The sequence below is a fragment of the Halalkalibacter akibai JCM 9157 genome (genome assembly GCF_000513135.1).
Classification (GTDB): Bacteria; Bacillota; Bacilli; order Bacillales; family Bacillaceae_D; genus Halalkalibacter; species Halalkalibacter akibai.
Map to the genome: position 1 here is coordinate 141,805 of NZ_BAUV01000002.1, position 23,748 is coordinate 165,552.

The following is a 23,748-nucleotide window of genomic DNA, read 5'->3' on the forward strand; positions in this document are numbered from 1 at the left end:
TTAAAAAAACTTTAAGATTTAATTGTTTACAAACCATTAATTTATGCTTAATAATAGACAGAGTGTCCATGTTGATGTTTGTCGAATTATCAGGACAATGAACCTTATGGGATGAAGGGATGAGGATTTTGGATTTACAAACGCTCTTGTTCATGTTTTTCGGTGGTCTAGGAATATTCCTTTTTGGTATTAAGTATATGGGGGATGGGCTACAAAAAGTTGCTGGAGATGGTCTAAGAGATATCTTAGATAAATTTACGACCAATCCTGTTATGGGGGTAATTGCAGGACTTTTTGTTACTGTACTACTTCAGACGAGTACTGGGACAACCGTATTAACGATTGGTCTTGTTAATGCCGGATTTATGACGCTTAAACAAGCTATTGGCGTTATTATGGGGGCTAATATTGGAACAACCGTTACAGCTTTTATTATCGGTATAAAAATATCAGCTTATGCTCTGCCTATTATTGCGGTAGGAGCAGCGCTCATATTCTTTATAAAATCGAAGAAGGTAAATTACTACGGACAAGTTGTTTTTGGTTTTGGTGCACTATTCTATGGACTTGACTTAATGGGAACAGGACTTAAACCGCTACGCGAATTGGAAGCATTTGCGGAATTAACAGTAAATATGAGTAATAATCCGTTATTAGGGGTTTTAATTGGTACGATCTTTACTGTTGCTGTTCAAAGTTCGAGTGCATCGATTGGTCTATTGCAACAATTATACGAACAAGGAGCAATGGGGTTAGACGCTGCTTTGCCTGTTTTATTTGGAGACAATATTGGAACTACAATTACAGCCATTCTTGCTTCGATAGGGGCTTCTGTAGCAGCAAAACGCGCAGCATTAACGCATGTTATTTTTAATTTGATTGGAACGATTCTTGTTTTAATTATTTTTCAACCATTCCTTTCATTAATTAGTTATTTAGCAATTGAATTAGGGTTAAATAAACCAATGACAATTGCTTTCGCACATGGTATTTTTAATGTTTCTAACACATTAATTCAGTTACCGTTCGTTGCAATTTTAGCCATTATTGTAACAAAGTTAGTTCCTGGTGAAGAGTATAGCATTGAGTATAAAGCGAAGCATCTTGACCCACGTTTTATCGGAAGCTCACCAGCGATCGCTTTAGGACAAGCCAAACAAGAAGTGTTACGTATGGCCGAGTTTGCTGAAAGAGGTCTAACAGAGGTTAGTCAATATTTGGAAAATGGCCAGAAGAGACACGCAGAAATGTCTGTTCAGTTCGAAGAAGCCATTAATAACCTAGATAGAAAAATTACCGATTATTTAATTCAAATCTCATCTAGATCTTTATCAGCACATGACTCAAAGTTGCATTCCATGTTACTTGATACAGTGAGAGATATTGAAAGAATCGGGGATCATATAGAAAATATCGTTGAATTAAAGGATTATCAGAAAGCCAATAAAGTTGTTATATCAGAGAAGGCTATTGAAGACTTGAAAGAAATGTCAGAATTAACACTTTCGACACTTAAAGAGGCTATTCAGGCTTTAGAGCAAATAGATGGAGATTTAGCACGTTCTGTATTAGAAAAAGAAGAAAAAATAGATAAGATGGAACGTAAGTTAAGAAAGCAACACATCCAACGCGTAAATGAAGGGAAATGTTCAGGGTCTGCAGGAATCGTATTTGTTGATATTGTAAGTAACCTTGAACGAATTGGAGATCACTCTGTAAACATTGCTGAGGCAGTCATCGGAGAAGAAGAACAATCATAAGTAAGTTGAATGAGGTTGGGATAAAAGAGAATTGTTATGAAAAAATAGTGTGCTAAGCAACCGAGGCGGATATTAACTCAGTTGGATTTTCTGCATCGACATTTTCAGTTGAAAATTCTATTTTGTCCTAGCCTCTTCTATTGTTAGGTTTGATGAGGTTAAGTAAATGAAATGAAATTTGTATAATAAAAAAGTGAAAAAAATGTTTGACTCATTCTTATTATGATGTTATTATAATTCTTGTCTTCAAAAAATATTCCACAGTAGCTCAGTGGTAGAGCAATCGGCTGTTAACCGATCGGTCGTAGGTTCGAGTCCTACCTGTGGAGCCATAATATGGCGGTGTAGCTCAGCTGGCTAGAGCGTACGGTTCATACCCGTGAGGTCGTGGGTTCGACTCCCTCCGCCGCTACTTTTTAAATTAAATAAGACAAAGTTTGGCGATTGTGGCGAAGTGGTTAACGCACCGGATTGTGATTCCGGCATTCGTGGGTTCAATTCCCATCAGTCGCCCCAAATTGGACCCTTAGCTCAGTTGGTTAGAGCAGTCGGCTCATAACCGATCGGTCGTAGGTTCGAGTCCTACAGGGTCCACCAATTTATAAGCTGGAGTTTCAAACGCGGAGGAATACCCAAGTCCGGCTGAAGGGATCGGTCTTGAAAACCGACAGGCGGGTTAAACCGCGCGGGGGTTCGAATCCCTCTTCCTCCGCCATCATACATAATTTTAAGGACTTGCTGATGCAAGTCCTTTTTTAGTGGCTTTAAAAGGAGAATCTATCTGAGAGTTGAAAAATTAGTTCTTCATAATCACGTTGAACGAAAGCTATACCCACCAACCACTTTATAACCAACCCCATGATAAAAATCCAAGGGCTATACAAAAACAAGCAAAATAAGAAAGCTTTGTGTTTTCAACTAAAGAGATTATCCATCTAATTCCGACTAAAGCAAAAAGAAATGAAGTTGTAAATGCGGTTGTCAAAGCAAGAAGTTGAGTCTCATTATAACTTCTTATTAAGTCCGGAAGTTTTAAAAGACTCATACCTAGAAATACCGGAATAGATAAGATAATGGAATAGCGAAGTGACGTTTTTTTATCAAGGCCTAAAAGTAGAGCTACAAAAAGAGTACTACCAGTTCTCGACATACCTGGAATGAGAGAGATAGCTTGAGCAAGACCAATTATGACAGAATCACTCCACCTCAAGTGAGGTAATGAGCGAATGCCGTGTGATAAACCATGTTCCATTACGATTAAGGAAAGGCCAGTAATAACTAAAAATAAGCCAACGGTCGATGGATTTGTTAAATTATCACCAACGTAGAATTCTAAGACAGTAACAGTAAATATTGTAATAAGAGTAGATATGATTATTAACACGGTGAATCGAAAATTAGTTTGAGTGCTAGGTTGTTTTGTCTTTAGATGGCTTAAAAAGTCACTGGAAATTTGTTTTAGGTCATACCTGAAATAAACTATCACTGCTAAAACAGAGGCGATATGTAGGAATGTTTCAAAAGCTAATTTAAAATCTTCTCCGATACTAATATGGAGAAGACGTTGAACTATAAGCATAAGTGCTGTACTTGATATCGGTAAAAATTCTGATATACCTTGTACAAACCCAATTAGTAAAGCTTCAAACCAGGTCATTTTTCTGCCTCCGATATCAGTTTTTTTATATGTTTATTTAGCTAGTCCTCAGGTTATGTTTAATGTTGTTTATTTCAAGAAAGAGAAGGGTAGAGTAAAGGTGTCTACTTTACAAAATTCGTGAGCAAAAACATTGCAAGCTGAAGCAAATTTTGGTAAGGTAAGAACTGGAAGACTTATTAAACATTTATGTTGATAAAGTTAACATTTTGAGGAGGAATTATAATGGCATATGAATTACCGCAATTACCTTACGCAGCAAATGCACTTGAACCACACATTGATGAGGCAACGATGAACATTCACCATGGCAAGCACCATGCAACTTATATTACAAAGCTTAACGCAGCTCTTGAAGGACATGAAGAGTTAGCAGGAAAGAGCATTGAAGAATTAGTAGCTAACTTGGATGCTGTACCTGAAAATATTCGTGGAGCAGTTCGTAACAATGGAGGCGGACATGCAAACCACGCTTTATTCTGGCAACTACTTAGCCCGAATGGTGGAGGCGCTCCAACTGGAGAATTAGCTGATGCAATCAACTCAACTTTCGGAAGTTAGATGCATTTAAAGAAGAATTCGCGAACGCAGGTGCTAACCGCTTTGGTTCTGGTTGGGCTTGGTTAATCGTTGAAGGTGGTAAACTTGCAGTAACAAGTACTCCAAACCAAGATACACCTTTAATGGAAGGCAAAACACCTATCTTAGGATTAGACGTTTGGGAGCATGCTTACTACTTAAACTACCAAAACCGTCGTCCTGACTACATCAATGCATTCTGGAATGTAGTAAACTGGGATGAAGTAGCAAAACGTTATAACGAAGCAAAATAATACTTATAAAAAAGCACCCTTAAGGAAAACCACCTTAAGGGAAAAGCTGAGCCAAGGAAGATCACCTTGTCTTTCAAAAAGCACCCTTAAGGAAAACCACCTTAAGGGAAAAGCTGAGCCAAGGAAGATCGCCTTGTCTTTCAAAAAGCACCCTTAAGGAAAACCACCTTAAGGGTGCTTTTTTTGTATAACCTTTTTCCAAGGTGACACACTATTCTTAAGGGTGGTGGAGTCGTGAATAAGTCTGTGCTTAAGAAAGTGATTGGTGATATAGAGGTGACAAGGGACTTAACTCTTTTGCTTGTTATTGGAGGGCTTTATGCGTTAAGTTTCGCTTTGTCAAATACCTTTGTAAATGTATATTTGTGGAAGCAGTCAGGTGAGTTTGTTGATATTGCCCTTTACAATTTAGGTTCTGTTGTTATGCAGCCTTTTGCTTTTATTTTGGCTGGTAGAGTGGCGAAAAAAATCGACAGGGTGGTTGTGCTTAGAGCTGGAGTCATAACACTAGCCATTTTCTTTTCTACTGTATTGTATCTAGGTGATCAGGCGAATCAGTACCTTCTACTATTAGGTGCTTTAATTGGTACTGGTGTAGGTTTTTATTGGCTTGCATTTAATGTACTCACATTTGAAATTACTGAACCTGAAACTAGAGACTTTTTCAATGGATTTTTAGGCTTATTAACTTCTTTTGCGGGAATGATTGGTCCTATTTTAGCTGGTTTCATTATTACCAGAATGGAACAATTTACCGGTTATACGGTTATCTTTACTATTTCACTCTCGCTTTTTGTAGCTGCAGTTCTAACGAGCTTTTTGCTACAAAGACGTTCTGCGGAAGGACAATTTTATTTTAGAAGAATTTTAAAGGAACGAAAGAATAACCCTAATTGGAAACAAATAACAAGGGCACATTTCTTTCAAGGATTACGTGAGGGAACATTTGTGTTTGTTATTGTAGTATGGGTTTACATTGCAACGGGTAGTGAGCTTGCAATCGGTACATATGGATTAGTTGCATCGGCTGTTCAATTTGTGGCTTATTATATTATTACTCGAATCATAAAACCAACTTTTAGAAAGAAGTTGATATTGGTTGGTGGGATGATTTTATATGCAGCAATTTTCCTTATTGTATTGGGCGAGTTAACATTTACAAAATTAATCATGTATGGTGTGGTAGTGTCGATAGCATATCCAATGTTGTTAGTTCCTTATGTATCTTTAACATTTGATGTTATAGGTAAAGGTTGGAAAGCAGCCGAAATGAGAATTGAGTACATTGTAGTCAGAGAGTTGTTTGTTAATTCTGGTCGAATTGTTTCTGTTTTAGCTTTTTTAGCAACGATTACTTTTTTCTCAGAAGAAAAAGGTATTCCGGCTTTGCTTTTAATTTTAGGGGCCGGGCACGCGGTTATCTACTTCTTTGTTCGCCATGTGCGTTTTAAGGATGGTAATGGTGGAGAAAGCTATACGTTTGCTAGGCAAAAAGGGGGAGACGGTGACCCTACTGGAGGATCAAAAGTGTAGCAATTTTGGTGGGGTTTCCCTTTTGACATTAAAAGTGCGTATGCTATAATAAAGACAAATAAGTTGCCTGCCGTGTTAGTCAGCTTCTACTTGTTTCGAACCTTGAATTTTCAAAGGGAGTTCTAAATTGAACATCTGCCAACATGCCGGTCGTTAAAATCCGGAAGTTGAACGAGGTTCTGCGAACACCCACCTACTTACAGTAGGTTCATGAAACAACTGAAGCAACGGCATACGCGGGTTACGAAAACACAATCTCTAGGCGCCTCTTGTAGGTGCCTATTTTATTGACTGTTTGAGAGGAGTAACGCCAAGTGGGGAATACAAGAAAAAAGAAAAAACACCATGTCCCTCTTCGTTTAAATGTCTTATTTTTCGCTGTGTTCATATTATTTTCAGCTTTAATTTTAAGATTAGGTATGGTTCAGATTGTTGAAGGAGAAGAATTTGTAAAAGAATTAGGAAGAACAAGTAGTACGACAGCTAGAATTGATGCACCTAGGGGCCTAATGTATGACAGATATGGCAATGTAGCTGTTGATAATGAGGTAGAATTTTCTGTTACATACACCAATCCTTCTCGAACGACCAATTCCCAGTCAATTCTCCAATTAGCTCGGGAATTAGAAGAGTTGATTGATGTTGACACAGAGAGAATTACTGAACGAGATAAACGTGATTATATTTTGCTTCAAATGACGCAAGAAGAGCGGTATGAGTTAGTTAGTAAAGAAGAACGTAAAGAAATTGATACAGTTAGTGCTGAGTACCGACTTGAAGTAGAACGAATTTCAGATGAAGCTATCAACAACTTGACTGAGAAGGATATTCAAATACTAGCAATCTATCGGGAAATGTCACGAGGTTATGCTAATTCACCACAGCGAATTAAACGTGGAATAACAGAGGCAGAGGCTCATCTTATAAGTGAGAATTTATATCGTTTACCAGGTATTGATATTTTACGTGATTCAAGACGGGCATACGTATACGGAGATTCATTTAGAGATCTATTTGGATCAACAGGTGCTATTCCGAGAGAAAAGTTAGATTACTATCTTTCTAGAGGGTATGATCGTTCGGATTATGTTGGGACTAGTTTTCTAGAGGCTCAATATGAAGATGTACTCAGAGGGCAAAAAGCTGTGATGGAAAGTATAGTAACTTCAAACGGTAGCACAGCACTTGACAGAAGTGTTACGGAACGAATAGGCCAAAGGGGAAATGATCTAGTTCTCTCTGTTGATATGGAATTACAGCAATTACTTGAAGGAATTATTGAAGATGAAATGAAAAAAGCTGGTAACTCTTTTATTTTAGATCGTTCAGCTTATGGTGTTCTAATGGATCCGAGGACTGGAGATATTTTAGCTATGGCTGGATTTTATGATCCTGCCGGACGTACAAGAGAAAGTAAAGCCGATCATATAGGAAATGTTACAAAAGCTTTTGAAATGGGATCTTCGATAAAGGCGGCTTCGGTATTAACTGGATTTGAAGCTGGTGTTGCTTATCCTGGGAAGTCTTTTAATGACCGTCCGATTCGGTTGCCATCAACTCCAGAAAAGAAATCAGTTCGCAACTATGGTTGGTTAAATGATATTCGTGCGCTAGAAGTGTCGTCAAACGTCTATATGTTTGAGATGGGGATGCTAATGGCTGGCTGTCAATATCCGAACAATTGTCGTTGGACAAACTTACAAGGTGCTTATAATGAAGTGAGATACAGCTTCAGCCAATTTGGTTTAGGTGCTGAAACTGGAATTGATTTGCCATCAACCTCAAATGGATTGGCTGGTGGTACAACAATAGCTGGTAATTTACTAGACTTAATGATTGGACAGTATGACACGTATACGACACTGCAATTAGCTCAATATATTTCTACTATCGCCAATGATGGATATAGAATGCAACCAAGGTTGGTAACGGAAGTTAGAGAACCTGTTTCAACTCGTGGAGAATTAGGGGCTGTTATTCAAAAGTTTGAACCGAATATTCTAAACCGTATTGATATGAGTGACGAATATATTAACCGTGTTCAGCAAGGACTTAGGGGGGTAATGACACGCGGAACAGCAAGTGCTAGATTTGCAAACAAGTCTTACCAACAGCTGGTAAAACAGGGACAGCCCAAGTAAGAGTAGCAGTTGGCGAAGGAGAAAATCGTCGTTTTATAGACGGTAACACTCAAACTTTAGTTGGTTATGCACCGTTTAATAACCCTGAAGTTGCATTTGCGATTGTTGTCCCTAATGTGAAGTTAGAGAGAAACGGTGGAAGACAGGGAATGGCACAAGAAATAGCAAGCCAAGCATTAGATGCTTATTTTGAGTTAAAAGAAGGACGAAATGGACCAATAAAAGCAGACAGACCTATTCTTGAGGATCCGGATCAAGAATAGTTACTAAGAGACCCATTCCTAAATAGGAAGGGTCTCTTTAGTATTACGAGATAATGTTTAATATTTCTTCATGACTCATATCGCTCCTAAGTTGATATGTGCCAATTTTTAAGGAAGTTGACTTTTCTAACGTATCAACAGAATGTAAAAATTCAGAACGGTCTGTAATAACTCGACCTGTTAATAAGCGATCAGCAACATCGTAACTAGTCATACCAGCTGTGATCTCAAGTTGAAAAATATAAATGGATTCTTCCTCGGTGATTTCTTCCTCTTCCTCTAAAGAAACCTCGGGACTCGCTGCCTCTCTCAATTGATGTAACTCGCTTAAAGGTATGACCGCAAATCCTTCGCTCTCCAATTCGTATTTCATTTGTTCATGGCTTAGTGGTTCTTGCTCACTAACCGGTGGGACCTCATTCGAGGATGAGAGCCAATAAACGCCACCTAAAACCGCTGAGGAAATAAATAATCCTCCGGCAAATTGTTGCAACGCATTTGAACTCATCTTATATCCCTCTATTTCTTGTCTGATGAAAGTATGGTTCAAGAATACGATTCACTTCATCAATTGTTAATTGTGTTTTTGAAGCTATTGATTGCGAGTCTAGTCCTTTTTCATAAAGACTCGTTATTTCTAGATAAAGCTTGTTATGAGCATTCGATGTATTCTGCCTAAATAGGGACGATTGCTCGGCACTTAAAAGTAGCTCTTCTTCTAAAAAACGAACTTTGCTTTTTAATTGATACATCTCTTGCATATGTGTAATCGACATTTGTTCGATTTGTTTCTCGAGTTCAGCTGTTTTGTCTTTTCGAAAATAAGATAGAATGAAAAGCAGTGCTGCTAAACTAAATAAAGCGATTAATGCAATTTCTAACATGAAGTTCACTTCTTTCTCAAAATTCACCTTAACTCCTAATGATAAAAGGTTTTTTTACAAATTTTAATACAACATCGTAAACATTATACATCTTCCCACAAAAGTATTCGAACAGAAAAAATTCACAATTTGACATTTCTATCGACATTCCCCTGTTTTTGATAATAAAAACTTGTAAAACCATCAAGGTTCAACAATATACGACTACAATAAGACGACAAAATCTTTTAGCGAAAAAAGACGAATAATTTTTTTTGTTCTTGAATGGTTTAACTGGCTTATAACTGACAAAATTAGACAAATTCGACTGCTTGTCCATAGAAAAGGGGAAATGTATGATTAACGTAACAAAGAATTCGTTATTAATGATGAATAGGAAAGGCGATAATATATAGCTTTCTTAATCAATTAATTCTAGGAGGTGAAGATCGTGATTGAACAGATTTTACTTTTACGTGATAAGGGTTTTTCTTTTCGCAAAATTGCTAAAGAGTTAAATACTACTGTAGGAAAAGTACAGTACCGATATCAAAAACACGTACAGCAACAAGAAACTCCGGAGGAAGAGAATATTCATTTTACTCAGAGTATTCCAGCTAGCTATGACAGAGATGAAATAACGTTGCTTCCGCAAAGTTCAACCGTTCTTTATACGTTTTGGGAATTGAGTGGAACAACTCGGGAACTAGTTGAACATCAAACGAGATTGGCTTGGTCTGAAATCCAAAAGCAAATTCGGATTTATGATTGTACAATGGTTCAATTTGATGGTCATAACGCCCATCGTTTTATGGATATCGACATTCCTGAAATGACGAATAATTGGATTGTTAGAGGATTAGAACCAAATAGAACATATATAGTGGATTTTGGAATTAGAACGCGGCAAAATACGTTTCTGTCACTAATTCGTTCTAATGCTATCGAATGTCCACGTGTAGAAGAAGGCTTAAAAGGAATTCACGTAGACGCTGTTAATGACTGGAAAAACGGTCAAAGCGAGGAACCGAAATGGTTAGAACATTTTAGCACGTATTCTTATTATGAGAAAGTGAAGTAAGGGGGGATTTAGTTGAAGGAAGGATATTTTTCACTCGTTTTACACGCGCATTTACCATATGTAAGACATAAGGAAGAGGGTCGCCTTGAGGAGCGATGGTTATTTGAGGCTATAACAGAATCTTATATTCCTTTGTTATGGGAATTAGAAAACAGTGAAGTAAAAGATGTATTAACGATTTCGTTTTCACCACCTGTACTTGAAATGTTGGCAGATTCTGTCATACAAGAGAGATATTTAGATTACGTAATGAAAACAGAAGAGTTGCTCTTAAAGGAAGCGGAATTAGCTGAAACAAAAGAAGAAAAAGAATTAGTGGCCTTTTACAAAAAGCGTTATCAGAAAATTAAAAACACTTTTGTTAGTTATAACAAAAACATACTGACTGGGTTTAGAAATTTGTTTGAAAAAGGTGTAATTGTTTGTATTACAAGTGCTGCAACACACGCATTTTTACCTTATGTAAAAACAAAAGCAGCAATTCGTTCCCAAGTGGTTGAAGCGATACGTTGTTTTGAACAACATTTTGAAGTTAAACCAAAAGGATTCTGGCTTCCTGAATGTGCGTTTGCTCCAGGAATTGATCGAATTCTAGTTGAAGAGGGAATTACATATTCATTTGTAGATGAGCACGCTATCGTTAATGCTGATCCAACCCCAACAAAAGGTTCAGGCTCACCCATTTATTCCCCGCATGCTTATACTTTTTCCAAGACACACTGATCTCTCAAGTAAAGTATGGAGTTCAACTTTAGGTTATCCAGGAGACGTGGATTACCGAGAATTTTACCGAGATATCGCTTATGATCGTGACTGGGATTACATTAAGCCATATGTCCATGAGGAAGTCAGAATTGACACTGGAATCAAGCATAAACGAATTACTGGTTTAGGTGAAAATAAGGAAATATATGTACCTGAGTGGGCAAAAGGGAAGGTTCAGGCTCATGCTGATCATTTTTTAACTTCGATTGAACAAGAAATAGAGGAGCACGGTGATCAATGCTATCCACCATATTTAATGGTAACACCTTTTGATGCAGAGCTTTTTGGACATTGGTGGTTTGAAGGTCCTGAATGGATTGGACAAGTTTTAGCCAAAGGAGAGAAAAGGATTCAGTTTATTACCCCACAAAGCTATATTAATCGACATTTCCGGGATTTTGAAACGGGGCATGTTTCTTTCGCCACTTGGGGAAGAGATGGCTATGGTCATGTTTGGGTTAATGAAAAGAATCAATATTTATATAGACATCATCAGAGGATGGAAATGGACTTAGCAACAATGGTAGCTCTTATCTCGCACCCTAGTGTTCTAGAAGAAAGGGCGCTAAAGCAAATGGTTCGAGAATGGATGTTGGCCGTGAGTTCTGATTGGGCCTTTATTATAGATGGTGATAGTGCGGTTCAATATGCCGAGGAAAGATTTTCCACACATCTAAGTCGTTTTGATGCAATTAAAACTAAATTAATTAATGGTGATGTAAGTGAAAATTGGTTAACAACAGTTGAAAATGAATTTCCATTCCTAAAAGCGGTTGACCATAACATTTTCTTATCTCCACATGATTTCTATGTTCAATCTAGAGAGAGTGAAGAAGATAAAAGAAATGAAAAACGTTCAATTCTTATGTTGAGTTGGGAATTCCCACCGATGATGGTTGGAGGATTATCACGGCATGTGTTTGATTTATCAAGAGCAATGGTTAATTTAGGTCATGAAGTACATGTTTTAACTTCACATGTAGATGGTTATCCAGATTATGAAATAAACCAAGGTGTACATGTTCACCGAGTCAGAGGATTACAACCTCATTCTGATCAATTTTTTGATTGGGTCGGCAGTTTGAATCTAGCAATGGTTCAATATATGAACAAGTTTGCTAGAAAACATGATTTCGATGTTATTCATGCCCATGATTGGTTAGTTGGTGTTGCTGCAACAGCACTAAAGCGTTCGCTTCAAATTCCGCTTCTTGCGACGATTCACGCAACTGAACACGGAAGAAATAACGGAATTCATAGTGAATTACAGTATGAAATAAATCAAAAGGAATGGGAATTAACATATGAAGCAGACCGCGTCATTGTCTGCAGTGATTATATGGAAAAAGAACTGTCTACCATCTTCTCTTTGTCTAAAGATAAGTTATCTATTATACCAAATGGGGTAGATTTTGAATTAATTAAACCGAAATCTGTTTCAAGACATATTGAAACAAACGAAGCTTTTACCATTTTTTCAGTAGGTAGAATGGTTAGAGAAAAAGGCTATCAAACGGTTATTGACGCAGCGTCAATTTTAAAAGAAAGAAACATGAAAATACGATTCGTTATAGCTGGTAAAGGACCTATGCTTGAAACGTATCAACAACAAGTAAGAGATAGACAATTGGAATCACATATTACTTTTCTTGGCTTCATTAGTGATGAAGAAAGAAATGAGTGGTTTTACAGATGTGATGCGACCATTTTTCCGAGCTTGTACGAACCTTTTGGGATTGTTGCACTTGAAGGATTAGCCTCTGGTAAAGCGACGATTGTATCGGATACAGGTGGACTAGCAGGAATTATTAGGCACGAAGAAAATGGAGTTAAGTTTTATCCAGGGGACGAGATGAGTCTGGTCAGTCAAGTTCTCTATTTATATAACCATCCAATTCTTAGAGAAGCTTTAGCAACAGAGGGGTTAAACGATGTAAGGACTCGGTTTGATTGGGGGACAATCGCAACCGAGACAGAAAAACAAATAGAGAAGTGTTTAGGAGAAGAGTTAGAGCTAACTATTTAATCTTAGGGAGGATTGATGTAATGAAAGGTGTCATCATGGCTGGGGGAAAAGGAACAAGATTACGCCCATTAACTTGTAATGTACCAAAACCAATGGTTCCATTAATTGAAAAACCGGTAATGCAATATAGTATTGAATTATTAAAAAAATATGGGATTACAGAAATTGCTGTTACAGTTCAATATTTACCTGATGTAATTAAAGACTATTTTGGAGATGGGTCAAAACTCGGGGTTCAATTAACATATTTTGAAGAGACTACCCCACTTGGTACTGCTGGCAGTGTCAAACAAGCAGAAGCTTTCTTAGATGAACCTTTTATTGTTGTTAGTGGAGACGCATTAACTGATTTTGATCTTCAAAGGGGTATTGATTTTCACGAAAAAAATAATAGTTTGACGACTATTTTTATGAAACAAGTTGAATGTCCACTTGAATTTGGAGTCATTATGACAGATGAACAAGATCGAATTGTTCGATTTTTGGAAAAGCCAAGTTGGAGTGAAGTTTTTAGTGATACCGTTAACACGGGGATTTACATTATGGATCCAAGTATTTTCTCTTATATTCCTGAAGATTCAGTTTGTGACTTTAGTAAGGATGTTTTCCCGCGTCTATTAGAGGAAGAAGCACCTCTTTTTGGTTACGCAGCCGACGGCTATTGGTCAGATATTGGTAACTTAAAGCAATACCGCGAAGCGCATAGTGACATTTTAAATGGAGACGTTTCGGTAGATATCATTGGTAGAGAAATTGAGCCAAATATTTGGGTTGGCGAAAATGTTACTTTTGAGACTGGAGTGAAATTAGAAGGACCAGTGGCGATAGGTTCTAATTCTATTATTCGCTCTGGAGCTCAAATTGGACCACATACTATTATTGGATCGGGTTCTACTATATCAAATCAAGCGTCATTGAAGCGAACAGTTATTTGGAATGAGGCTTATATTGGTCAGAACAGTGAGTTAAGAGGAGTAACTCTGTGTCATGGTGTGACAGTAGGAGCCAAAACTTCCTTATATGAAGATGTTGTAGTTGGACATCAAACTGTTGTTGGTGAGGGCGCTGTTATTCAACCAGAGGCTAAAATCTGGCCATATAAAAGAATTGAAGCCTATTCAACAGTAGAGAAGGCATTTGTATGGAATGAAATTGGTGTTCGTTCACTCTTGAAAGGCCATAGAGCGACTGGGATCGCAAATATAGAGCTAACTCCTGAGAACGGTTCAAAGCTTGGTGCTGCATACGGTAGTGCATTAAATCAAGGTGACAGAGTGATGGTAGCGAGTGATGGACAACCTTTCTCGAATCTACTCAAAATGTCTCTCATTCAAAGTTTACAATCAGTTGGAATTAATGTTGTTGAATTGGGTCAGACAATGCTTCCGATATTGCGTTACAGTGTGGAGAATGAAGCTGTACAAGGCGGTATCTACATCAGACTTTCTGGTCGGAATGAAGAAAAGCAACTGATGATTGAGTTTTTTGACGAATTAGGTTTGCCTATTGATACTTCATTGCAACGTGAATTAGAGCAAATTATTACCTTCCATACGTATCGTCGCGTGGCATTCAATCATATCGGGGAACTTGAATACAATCAGCAATTTGAAGAAAAGTATGAAGATCACTTATTAAGATCTATACATTTACCTGCATTACAAGAGCGGAAATTGAAAATTGCCCTACATGATGAGGCAACAAGTAAACTTCAATTCTTATCTCGATTACTTTCTAAACTTGGTTGCGAGATTGCAGAAGTACCAAAAGGTATAGATGTAGACTCAATGAGAAATTACTTACTTAATCATGCCGTGGATCTGGCTATTATTGTTGGTGAGAGCGGTGAGTTTGTCAGTCTTATGACAGCTAATGGAGAATTTATTACAGAGGAAGAACAGTTGACTATGTTTATTTTATTGCAACTAGAAAAAGGCACTCGTCCAAGCTTAGCAATTCCTCTTTACGGCGGTTCAGCACTAGAAGCGTTAGCAGCCAGCTACAATAAAAAACTAGTACGAACTAAAACTTCTGCGAGGTCAATGATGGAATCAGAAGGCACTGTACAGATGATGTATTACGATGCACCGTATGCAATTGGCCATCTACTTGATTATTTAGTCATACAAAATTTATCTTTAGGTGAACTATTAACAAGACTTCCTATTCAAGCAATCTATAAAGAAGAGGTTAACTGTAAAACAGAACAAAAAGGCCTCGTCATGAGAAAATTAATGGAATCATTAAAAGGAAAAGAAGTTGAGCTTATTGATGGGATGAAAGTGCATCAAGAGGGAAGTTGGACTTTTATTGTACCTGATCAAGAAGAAGAACGTTTCACCGTTTACGCACAAGCAAAGGATCAAGGGCATGCAAAACAACTGGCAGGTGAGTATATTGAACAAATTAACGTTATTAAACAACAATCATCTTAACAACGAAAATTTATTAACAGTTCGATCTTTTAATAGCTTTGGAATTTGGCTTGAAGGTAGATGCTCATGGTTGAGTAGCGACGAGTGGGATTTTTCTCCTAAGTTTGATCAATCCAACCTAGCTATTTTAGTTGCTTATCATAAGGAGTGGAAGATTCAAGTAACGGTTTTACAAGAAAATTCTCCAACTGAAAATGGGAGTTTCTTCACAATAATCTTGAATAACCCGACAGAGTTTAGGAGAGACATTAGATTTGTCTATCATCGTAAAATGTTAGGGAATAAAAATTCAATGTCTTTTGTTTCTCCTTTAAAACATATTGTTCTACATTACAGCGGAGACAATTCCCTTTCATTACTATCTTCAACTTTCTATGGAGAGGCCAGGAGTTATGTAGCTGTTGGAGAAAAAGAAAACATATGGTGTGAAAAAAAAGCTGAATTGTCCCTTTCTCCTTTATGCCGTCAAGGGAGGGAAAGTATGATTGTCAGTAAAATCGTTCTTGAACCTTTTCAAGAAACGTACGGTCGGATATGGGAGTTATTTGGTACTTCTGAAAAGGAACTATATAAGGTTCATGATAGACAACAATCTATGCAACAACTAAAAAATGCAACAGAACAATCGATGTAATAGATAGCATGAAAAATTTACCTTTTTAGATGTAAAGAAAAAACACTTGATTGAAGACTCGTAATTTGCTATCATATTCAAGTATGAAGTAAGTACAGTTTGGAGGGATAGCAAATGCGTGTACAAGTAACTCTTGCTTGCACTGAAACAGGCGATCGTAATTATATTACAACAAAAAATAAACGTGAAAATCCTGAGCGTATCGAATTAAAAAAATACAGCCCAAGATTAAAGCGTCATACGCTACACCGTGAAACAAAGTAAGCAGCTGGATTATCCGCTGCTTTTTTTTGAATTAATTCAATTAAATTAAGAGAGAGTGAGAAACTTTGGAGAAAAAGACTTGTATTCGTACCAAAGTATTAGACCGGCTTAATTATTTGACGAATGAACAATACATAGAGGCATCAAAAACAATTGAAACTCAGCTAATTAACTCATCTTATTGGAAAGATGCAAAAGTGATTGCAATAACTGTCTCTAAAAAGACAGAAGTTGATACTTATGGTATTATCCAAAAAGGTTGGGATCAGAAAAAGACAATGGTAGTTCCGCGAGCTGATTTTAAAACAAAGAAAATGACGTTCTATAAGTTAACCTCTTTTTCTCAATTAGAAGAACAACGTTATGGGTTAATGGAACCTAAGCAAACTCTCTGTCAAAAAATATCAAATCATGACATTCATTTAGTTGTGGTTCCTGGAGTTGCTTTTGATATAAATGGAAACAGACTAGGGTATGGTGGGGGATTTTATGATCGTTTTCTGGCTACTTCCCATGCGAAAACAATTGCTCTAGCTTTTGATTGTCAAATCATAAATGAAGTTCCAATGGAATCACATGATAAAAAATTAGACCAAATTATATCAGAAAATGGATTTCTCTTATGACATTATTTCTTATCTTTGGCGTTTTTTTACTAGCACTAGTTGCCTACTTTAAAAAGAAATTAACGTTCTCTGGTTCAGTTGCGTCCATTTTTGTTGGTTCAGTCATTGCCTTAGGATTAGATATTTTTGGATTGCTACTTCTAGCGGTATTTTTCTTTAGTTCTACAGCGCTAGGTTCTTTTTATAAAAAAACAGGAGATGACATAGTTGAAAAAGGGCAACAGAGAGATGCAGTACAAGTTTTAGCAAATGGGGGAGTTGCAGCTATATTTGCCTTTCTTTATATGTTTATCCCATCACCTATTATTATTTATGGATTTGTTGGAAGTTTAGCAGCTGCTAATTCTGACACTTGGGCATCAGAACTTGGTTCATTTAGTAAACAACGACCTTTTCATATTCTTAAAAGAAAGCGTGTTGAAGTAGGGACATCAGGTGCCATGTCTTTATTAGGTACAGCGGCGGCTTTTGCAGGTAGTTTTATAATAGTTGTATGTGCTATTTTTTTCTGGTGGGGAGACTATCATAATAGTCACATCTTATTACTCATTCTTACTTTTACAGGCTTTGTAGGTCATTTTATTGACAGTTTAGTGGGAGCAATGTGGCAGGTTTTATTTCGTTGTCAAACTTGTTTAAAGGAAACAGAACGCAAATTTCATTGCGGGAAACTAACAGTTAAGATAAAAGGTAAGTATTGGATAAATAATGATATCGTTAATTTATTCTGTACCATTTCTGGTGCATTAATGGCAGTTGTGTTAGGTTGGTTATTATTATAATGTGTTACAAGATTAATGAATTAAGAAAGTATAGCTTTTAAGGAGAGACTAGTATGGAATCATTGGAGCGGTACTCAAGACAAATTCGCTTTTCTCCTATTGGCGAAAGTGGCCAAATGGAATTAGCTAGTAAATCTGTTTTAATTGTTGGTGTAGGGGCATTAGGTACAGTACTCGCCAATCATCTAGTTCGGGCTGGTATTGGGTTAGTCCGTATTGTAGATAGGGACTATGTGGAGATGAGTAATTTACAAAGACAGATGCTTTTTGATGAACAAGATGTCAAGGATAGCCTTCCAAAAGCCGTTGCAGCAGAAAAAAAATTAAAGGCTATTAATTCATCTGTGAAAATAGAAGCAACCGTTACAGATGTTACAAAAGAAACATTACCGGCTTTGTTAGAAGGTGTTGACTTAGTCTTAGATGGAACTGATAATTTCAGGACTCGCTTTCTGTTAAATGATATGTGCTACAAAATGGGAATTCCGTTTGCTTATGGAGGTGCTGTAAGTGCAAGAGGAATGTCTGCGTTATTTATTCCAGAGAAAACTCCTTGTTTGCGTTGTTTTATTAATCAAGGGGAAGGAACTGGTCAAACGTGCGACACAATAGGTGTGATTAGTCCCGTTGTTGATATTGTCGCTTCTTATCAAGTTATTGAAGTCCTTAAGTATTTAGTTAATGATCATGAGGCATTAAGGGGAACGCTTCGAAGTTTTGATGTCTGGAAAAATCATCAATTTGACTTGAAAATGGACACTCCTAAAGTCGGTTGTCCAACTTGTCAAACAAAGCAATATCCAGCTTTAACAATAGAAGAAGATCATGTTACTACTCTTTGCGGAAGAGAGACTGTTCAAATCCAAAGAAAAGAAAAGATTAATTTGCAAACATGGGCTGATCGACTTGCTGGAGTATCTGATATTCAACTAACTCCATTTCTTCTAAGAGTACAGTTATCAGAAGGAGAGCGCCTCGTGTTATTTCCTGATGGTAGAGTACTTGTACAGGGGACTGAAGATTTGGTAAGAGCTAAGACTTTATATAGCAAGTACATTGGAGAATAAAATAAATACTATTCCCAATGAAAGTCTGGATAAAAATATAGGATTATACAAAGAATGAAATGTAGGAGGGATGATGATGTTCCAACGACTCATTTCAATTCTATCGTTTATGTTTTCAGTGTATTTTGCGTATAAGTATCGTTATCGCGTGATCAATGCTGTGCTTGGTCGCAGGATGTTAAGGAAATTGGCTGTTATGGCGGCCATGCAAATCCCTTTTATCCGCGATAAAGTTCTTGGTTCGGTTCTACAATTTAACCGACCACAACAAAATGTGTAACATGCTTCGGGTTATCCTTAAAGGTCGAATTTAGACCTTTTAGGGTAACCCTTTATTTATGGAACTTCTAGTTAAGAAAAAAATTGATATAATAAAAGAGGGTGTGATGAAAGGAGGGCTTTAAATGGAAACAATACGGCAAGACTATTTCTTTTGGCGTATGGTCCATTACTTAGTTTTTCAGAAGAAATACCGCCTTCTTGAACAAGGTTTTAGAGAGGTTTGGTTAGAAGATGAAAACATGAAACCACGAAGAATTGTGAGACTGGTTCGGGTAGATATAGATTTTTCTAGCTGGGTAAAAAGAGATGTTTTACAGTCTGTTAAACAATTTGAATTGGTTCGCAAGCAATTACGCCTTGGCAAATTAGAAGGTGAAAATATATATATAAGTGTTTATCCCCCCGTTGACTCTTGGGATGATATTAACAAACCTTATTTTGAAAGTCGAAAGAAGAGAACGATTGTTTCTAGCTCCATAATCGATAGTGCAAAGGCAAATGAAACTGAACTACCTCCTGCACCCATTCTTCAGTCTATTGAAGAGATGGAGACTGCTATCTTTCATTTGAAGGAACAAATTAGGGTAGAGGGAAAACGCAGGGAGGAAAAAGAAAAATCCTTCTTTTTTTATGGAAAACCATTTGCTACTGTTATGTTGCTTATTGTCATCTCTATTATGTTTTATTTTCTTGAACGACATGGAAGTAGTACTTCTGTGTTAACTTTAATTGAATTTGGAGCGAAGTATAATCCACTTATTGAAGAAGGAGAATGGTGGCGTCTTATATCAGCCATGTTCTTACATATTGGTTTTTTACATTTATTTATGAATTCTCTTGCATTGTTCTACCTTGGAAGTGCCGTAGAAAGAATGTTTGGCACTGGTCGTTTTTTGTTTATTTATTTTATTGCAGGTGTTTCAGGTTCTTTAGCTAGTTTTGCTTTTAATGAACAAGTTGCAGCAGGTGCATCAGGAGCTATTTTCGGTTGTTTTGGGGCATTGCTTTATTTTGGGATTGTTGAGAGGAAACTTTTTTTTAGAACGATGGGTAAGAGTGTTGTGACAATATTGATTATAAATCTTGTCTTCGGTTTTGCTGTTCCAATGGTAGATAATGGAGCTCATATTGGTGGATTAATTGGGGGGTTCTTAGCGTCTTTCGTAGTTCAACTGCCCAAATTAAAGCATTCTATAAAACAATTGGTTTTCTTAGGTGTTACGTTTCTTTATGTCGTTAGTCTTTATTGGTTCGGTGGCTTAAATGAACATAAAGCAAGTAACCCTATTTTAGAAGTACAGATTGGTCAAGAGTATTTACAAAAAGAGGAATATGAACTTGCATATCCGCATTTACAACGTGCAGTTAACTTAGATGCCGATCTACCTGAAGCAACTTTTTTGTTAGCATATGCGGAAGCGATGTTTGAAAATTATGAGAGAGCAAGAGAACTCTTACTTCAAACAATTTCTTTGCGCTCCGATTTTCACGAAGCTCATTATAATCTCGCTTTGGTGTATTATGAACTTGGGGAAATAGAAGAAGCTCGTGCCGCTGTCAGTCGAGCGCTTGAACTTTACCATGATGATATTTATTTAGAACTCGAGAAAAAGTTAAAGTGACCTTAAAAAGCCCAACTGTTCATACAGTGGGCTTTTAACCTTTATTGGATTGTCTGTAACAATTGAACAGGCTCTCCGTCTTCTGTGCGAAACAATACAAAGAAGTGATCAGCTGAGTTAGGTACAAGGATAACGGGGACTGTACTACCGATAGGACTTACAGTCGTTCCGTCTTGTTTGGTAATTCCTAATACATAATTTTTATATAGTCCTTCCCAAAGTCCGCCAAGAAATTGAGCGTGTTTTTCTGGGGTCAAACCAGGTAGTGGAGTTTCTTCATACAGAACTAAATCAGTTAATGGAACTCTTAAATATTCTTCTTTGGGTAGGTTGTAGTAAGTGAACAAAGCATCCCAGTCATAATTTTGTTGTTGAGTTAAAATATAATCTAAGATACGTTTACTTTCTTTTTCTTCTTCGGTTTCAGGGGTGCGAAAGGCATGTAATGGACTTAAGGGAGAGTCGATCACATAAAGTTGATCAAAACTAATTTTTTGTGCACTTTTAATTTCATCATTTGGGTAATGTAATTCAGCATGATGAAAAGTAACAACACGATAATGCCCACTATCATCTGATTTTACGTCCTTTTCCATTTCAATTGTTGTGGTATTCTCTTTCCATGTAGAGAGAGTGTCTTTTAAATACCCATCTTCAAATAGTAACGATACATCTTGCCTTAAGTATGCTTTTTGATTCAAGACCGAACTAACTGTCCAATCTAATGTGTATTCGTCTTCATCTTCCATCGTTTGAAAATCAATTCTAGAAGATGCTTCCTCAAACGTTGCATTAGGATCTATCGGAAAAAAGATCAATGCATCTCTCAATGGCTCTGGTTTAATCGTTATGACTAGAAAGAGGCCAACGCAAAAGGAAGTGATTAATAATGTTAATGCAAATTTCCATTTACTCATCCCAGTCCCTCCAATGGACAAACTATTTGCACCATTTATATGTCTTAAAAAAAGGTCTTATGCATGGAATGTTCATCAAAAGCAAATAATGTAAGGGAATTGGAGGTGTGAGGTCGATTGAGTAACAAAAAAATTAAGAACCCAGTCACTATTATATATCAGGATAATATTGATTTTTTAAAAAGGGAATTGGATGTTGATACAAGTTTTGACTTAGTCCATTTAGAGTTAGAGTATGCAGAGCGCCAGATGTCATTATTTTTGGTAGATGGATTTGGAAAAGATCAGGCTATTACTCAAATTCAGCGAGAATTGATTAGAGTTAAAGCTGAAGATTTAGAAGACCGCCCGCTAGATAAGTTAATGAAACATCATATACCTTACGCCGAGATTGAGGCTACAGATGATTTAGATAATGTAGTTGATCAGGTATTAGCTGGTCCAGCAGCATTGGTTGTTGAAGGTATAGATCAAATTATTTTAGTAGACACTCGTGAGTATCCAGTAAGAGGACCAGAGGAACCAGATACAGAGAAGGTAATCAGAGGCTCAAAAGATGGGTTTGTTGAGACAATTGTTATGAACGCAGCTCTAATGAGAAGACGCGTGCGTGATCGAACAATGCGAGTTGAACATGTATCAGTTGGCCGACGTTCTAAATCGGATTTAGCTATTACATATATTGCTGATATAGCCGATCAAGAGTATGTTCAAAAAATTAAAGCTGGATTAGATAAGATCGAAACAGATGGATTGCCAATGGGAGATAAAACGATAGAAGAGTTTATTTTCGGACATAATTACAATCCGTACCCTATGGTTCGTTACACTGAGAGACCAGATGTTGCAGCATCTCATTTATTAGAAGGTCATGTTATTATTATGGTAGATGGATCACCAAGTGTGATGATTTCACCAACTACTTTTTGGCATCATATGCAACATGCGGAAGAATATAGCAGAAGCCTTTAGTTGGTCTGGTCTTAAGAATCGTACGCTATTTAGCCGTTTGGGCATCGATCTTTCTAATTCCTCTTTGGTACCTGTTAGCTACTAATGAGCAATTTAGGCCAGAAGCATTAGGGTTTATAGGAGCTGAGGAGTCAGGTACTATTCCTTTATATATTCAATTCCTAGCAGCGGAAGTAGGAATTGAAATGCTCAGAATGGCTGCGATTCATACACCTAATGCCCTAGCAACTGCCCTTGGTCTTGTTGCAGCATTACTAATAGGAGATGTAGCAATCAACGTAGGTTTATTTTCTCCTGAAGTAGTGCTTTATTTGGCCGTAGCCGCTGTAGGTACTTTTGCAACGCCAAGCTATGAAATGAGTCTTGCTAATCGGATTATCCGAGTCGGTCTTTTGATTGTAACAGCTATCTTTGGAGGTCCTGGATTTATTGTTGGGACAACCATTTGGCTGTTAATGTTAGTACACTTAAAACCATTAGATACACCTTACATGTGGCCTTTTATCCCATTTAACTCTAGGGCATTAAAAGACGTATTGTTTCGTGTTCCAATTCCAACTAAAAAGCAGAGGCCACAAGCAATACATCCCAATGATCCTGACCGTTAATAAAAGATTGAGTTCATTCAAAACAAAAAAACATCCAGCTTGGATGTTTTTTTTGTTTTGAATGATTTCTTAATAATATTGCTTTAGATAATGTTTCATAATTAACTATGGCGGAATAGATTGGATATACGCCGATCCTGAGTTGATAATAATTAGGATCTTTCATCCATATCTCTTAAATATAAATCATCTTTAATAAAGGCGTCTTTAACATCAACAGCGTCCTTTTCATCAGCTAATACTAATCCAAAAGGCGTTGGTTTAGTTGGGTTTACAATAGTAAAACGTATTCCCTGTTTATTTGCTTCTTGAAGGTAGTTTGAATAATTTGTATAAGATAAATCTCCATTTAAATATAAATGTAGGTTGCGTTTCTTCTTCATAACCTCTATTACTTCAGGGTACATTCCTTTTAAAATAACTTGTTTCTTTGTGAGAGCGATATGGATTCTCTCTAAAAAAGTGGTTAAAAATAAATTCTTTTCCTCAGGTTTAATCTCAGGATTACCATAAAGCGCTCGATCAATGATGTTTTGGATTTCTTCACTCATCTACTTTTCCTTCTTTCTAACTAAACTTTGTCCTTCTTATTTTCTTTCCTCGAACATATGATAACA

The 23,748-nt window shown here is 37.0% G+C and carries 18 protein-coding genes, 5 tRNA genes, 1 other RNA gene and 3 pseudogenes; 22 read left to right on the forward strand and 5 right to left on the reverse strand.

The features are described from left to right. Positions 1-128 precede the first annotated feature (128 nt). From JCM9157_RS02075 to JCM9157_RS02100, 6 genes are all read left to right on the forward strand, one after another. Positions 129-1,760, forward strand: coding sequence for a Na/Pi cotransporter family protein (locus JCM9157_RS02075; protein ID WP_035661573.1), 1,632 nt, complete (start codon positions 129-131; stop codon positions 1,758-1,760). 257 nt (positions 1,761-2,017) lie between these two features. Then, a tRNA-Asn gene (locus JCM9157_RS02080) sits at positions 2,018-2,092 on the forward strand. Between the two features lie 6 nt (positions 2,093-2,098). Continuing rightward, a tRNA-Met gene (locus JCM9157_RS02085) sits at positions 2,099-2,172 on the forward strand. 28 nt (positions 2,173-2,200) lie between these two features. Further along, positions 2,201-2,276, forward strand: a tRNA-His gene (locus tag JCM9157_RS02090). A gap of 4 nt (positions 2,277-2,280) precedes the next feature. After that, positions 2,281-2,357: transfer RNA gene (locus tag JCM9157_RS02095), tRNA-Ile, on the forward strand. A 25-nt stretch (positions 2,358-2,382) separates the two neighbouring features. After that, positions 2,383-2,475 (forward strand) — tRNA-Ser (locus tag JCM9157_RS02100). A gap of 129 nt (positions 2,476-2,604) precedes the next feature. Here JCM9157_RS02100 and JCM9157_RS02105 read toward each other — a convergent pair. Continuing rightward, a complete protein-coding gene (locus JCM9157_RS02105; RefSeq protein ID WP_035661575.1) occupies positions 2,605-3,417 on the reverse strand; it encodes an undecaprenyl-diphosphate phosphatase in 813 nt (270 codons plus the stop codon). 225 nt (positions 3,418-3,642) lie between these two features. Between JCM9157_RS02105 and JCM9157_RS02110 the strand changes: the two are divergent. The 4 genes and pseudogenes from JCM9157_RS02110 to JCM9157_RS02120 all read left to right on the forward strand — a co-directional run. Continuing rightward, a pseudogene (locus JCM9157_RS02110) lies at positions 3,643-4,250 on the forward strand (superoxide dismutase). A 234-nt stretch (positions 4,251-4,484) separates the two neighbouring features. Then, positions 4,485-5,783: an MFS transporter gene (locus JCM9157_RS02115; protein ID WP_052012891.1), complete on the forward strand. Its 1,299-nt coding sequence runs from the start codon at positions 4,485-4,487 to the stop codon at positions 5,781-5,783. A 61-nt stretch (positions 5,784-5,844) separates the two neighbouring features. Next, a non-coding RNA gene (ssrS, locus tag JCM9157_RS23775) (6S RNA) lies at positions 5,845-6,030 on the forward strand. Between the two features lie 262 nt (positions 6,031-6,292). After that, positions 6,293-8,043, forward strand: a pseudogene (locus JCM9157_RS02120) (peptidoglycan D,D-transpeptidase FtsI family protein); the annotation flags it as partial. A 187-nt stretch (positions 8,044-8,230) separates the two neighbouring features. Here the strand turns inward: JCM9157_RS02120 and JCM9157_RS23185 are convergent. Continuing rightward, on the reverse strand, positions 8,231-8,695 hold the full coding sequence (locus JCM9157_RS23185; RefSeq protein WP_052012892.1) for a hypothetical protein: 465 nt from the start codon (positions 8,693-8,695) through the stop codon (positions 8,231-8,233). Position 8,696: 1 nt separating this feature from the next. Further along, on the reverse strand, positions 8,697-9,098 hold the full coding sequence (locus JCM9157_RS02130; protein ID WP_052012893.1) for a hypothetical protein: 402 nt from the start codon (positions 9,096-9,098) through the stop codon (positions 8,697-8,699). A gap of 403 nt (positions 9,099-9,501) precedes the next feature. Here JCM9157_RS02130 and JCM9157_RS02135 point away from each other — a divergent pair, with 403 nt between their 5' ends. The 11 genes from JCM9157_RS02135 (at position 9,502) to JCM9157_RS02180 (ending at position 20,634) form a co-directional block, all read left to right on the forward strand. Beyond that, the gene (locus tag JCM9157_RS02135) at positions 9,502-10,131 is read left to right on the forward strand and encodes a DUF4912 domain-containing protein (RefSeq protein WP_035661577.1); all 630 of its coding nucleotides are present in this window, start codon (positions 9,502-9,504) and stop codon (positions 10,129-10,131) included. Between the two features lie 12 nt (positions 10,132-10,143). After that, entirely contained in the window at positions 10,144-10,854 is a 711-nt protein-coding gene (locus JCM9157_RS25105) for a polysaccharide deacetylase family protein (protein ID WP_235714769.1), read from the forward strand. Positions 10,855-10,900: 46 nt separating this feature from the next. After that, a complete protein-coding gene (locus JCM9157_RS02140) occupies positions 10,901-12,922 on the forward strand; it encodes a 1,4-alpha-glucan branching protein domain-containing protein (protein WP_235714770.1) in 2,022 nt (673 codons plus the stop codon). A 20-nt stretch (positions 12,923-12,942) separates the two neighbouring features. Next, positions 12,943-15,357 carry a sugar phosphate nucleotidyltransferase gene (locus JCM9157_RS02145; protein ID WP_035661579.1) on the forward strand — a complete coding sequence of 805 codons (2,415 nt, stop codon included), beginning with the start codon at positions 12,943-12,945 and terminating at the stop codon, positions 15,355-15,357. Next, positions 15,320-15,991, forward strand: coding sequence for a hypothetical protein (locus JCM9157_RS02150; protein WP_035661582.1), 672 nt, complete (start codon positions 15,320-15,322; stop codon positions 15,989-15,991). The genes JCM9157_RS02145 and JCM9157_RS02150 overlap by 38 nt, the downstream gene beginning before the upstream one ends. A 114-nt stretch (positions 15,992-16,105) precedes the next feature. Next, the gene (rpmG, locus tag JCM9157_RS02155; protein ID WP_012958201.1) at positions 16,106-16,255 is read left to right on the forward strand and encodes a 50S ribosomal protein L33; all 150 of its coding nucleotides are present in this window, start codon (positions 16,106-16,108) and stop codon (positions 16,253-16,255) included. Positions 16,256-16,320: 65 nt separating this feature from the next. Further along, positions 16,321-16,881 carry a 5-formyltetrahydrofolate cyclo-ligase gene (locus tag JCM9157_RS02160; RefSeq protein WP_035661586.1) on the forward strand — a complete coding sequence of 187 codons (561 nt, stop codon included), beginning with the start codon at positions 16,321-16,323 and terminating at the stop codon, positions 16,879-16,881. Next, entirely contained in the window at positions 16,878-17,663 is a 786-nt protein-coding gene (locus tag JCM9157_RS02165; RefSeq protein ID WP_035661588.1) for a DUF92 domain-containing protein, read from the forward strand. The genes JCM9157_RS02160 and JCM9157_RS02165 overlap by 4 nt, the downstream gene beginning before the upstream one ends. Positions 17,664-17,716: 53 nt before the next feature. Next, the gene (locus JCM9157_RS02170) at positions 17,717-18,730 is read left to right on the forward strand and encodes a ThiF family adenylyltransferase (protein WP_035661590.1); all 1,014 of its coding nucleotides are present in this window, start codon (positions 17,717-17,719) and stop codon (positions 18,728-18,730) included. Between the two features lie 76 nt (positions 18,731-18,806). Beyond that, the gene (yqgO, locus tag JCM9157_RS02175; protein ID WP_035661591.1) at positions 18,807-19,010 is read left to right on the forward strand and encodes a protein YqgO; all 204 of its coding nucleotides are present in this window, start codon (positions 18,807-18,809) and stop codon (positions 19,008-19,010) included. A gap of 124 nt (positions 19,011-19,134) precedes the next feature. After that, positions 19,135-20,634, forward strand: coding sequence for a rhomboid family intramembrane serine protease (locus tag JCM9157_RS02180; protein ID WP_035661594.1), 1,500 nt, complete (start codon positions 19,135-19,137; stop codon positions 20,632-20,634). A 41-nt stretch (positions 20,635-20,675) separates the two neighbouring features. Here JCM9157_RS02180 and JCM9157_RS02185 read toward each other — a convergent pair whose 3' ends face one another. Continuing rightward, positions 20,676-21,551 (reverse strand): hypothetical protein, encoded by an 876-nt coding sequence (locus JCM9157_RS02185; RefSeq protein ID WP_035661595.1) that lies wholly within the window; start codon positions 21,549-21,551, stop codon positions 20,676-20,678. A gap of 117 nt (positions 21,552-21,668) precedes the next feature. Here JCM9157_RS02185 and JCM9157_RS02190 point away from each other — a divergent pair. Beyond that, positions 21,669-23,131, forward strand: a pseudogene (locus tag JCM9157_RS02190) (spore germination protein). 152 nt (positions 23,132-23,283) lie between these two features. On the opposite strand, the gene JCM9157_RS02195 reads toward JCM9157_RS02190, so the two are convergent. Then, positions 23,284-23,682: a YueI family protein gene (locus JCM9157_RS02195; RefSeq protein WP_035661597.1), complete on the reverse strand. Its 399-nt coding sequence runs from the start codon at positions 23,680-23,682 to the stop codon at positions 23,284-23,286. Positions 23,683-23,748: the final 66 nt, after the last annotated feature.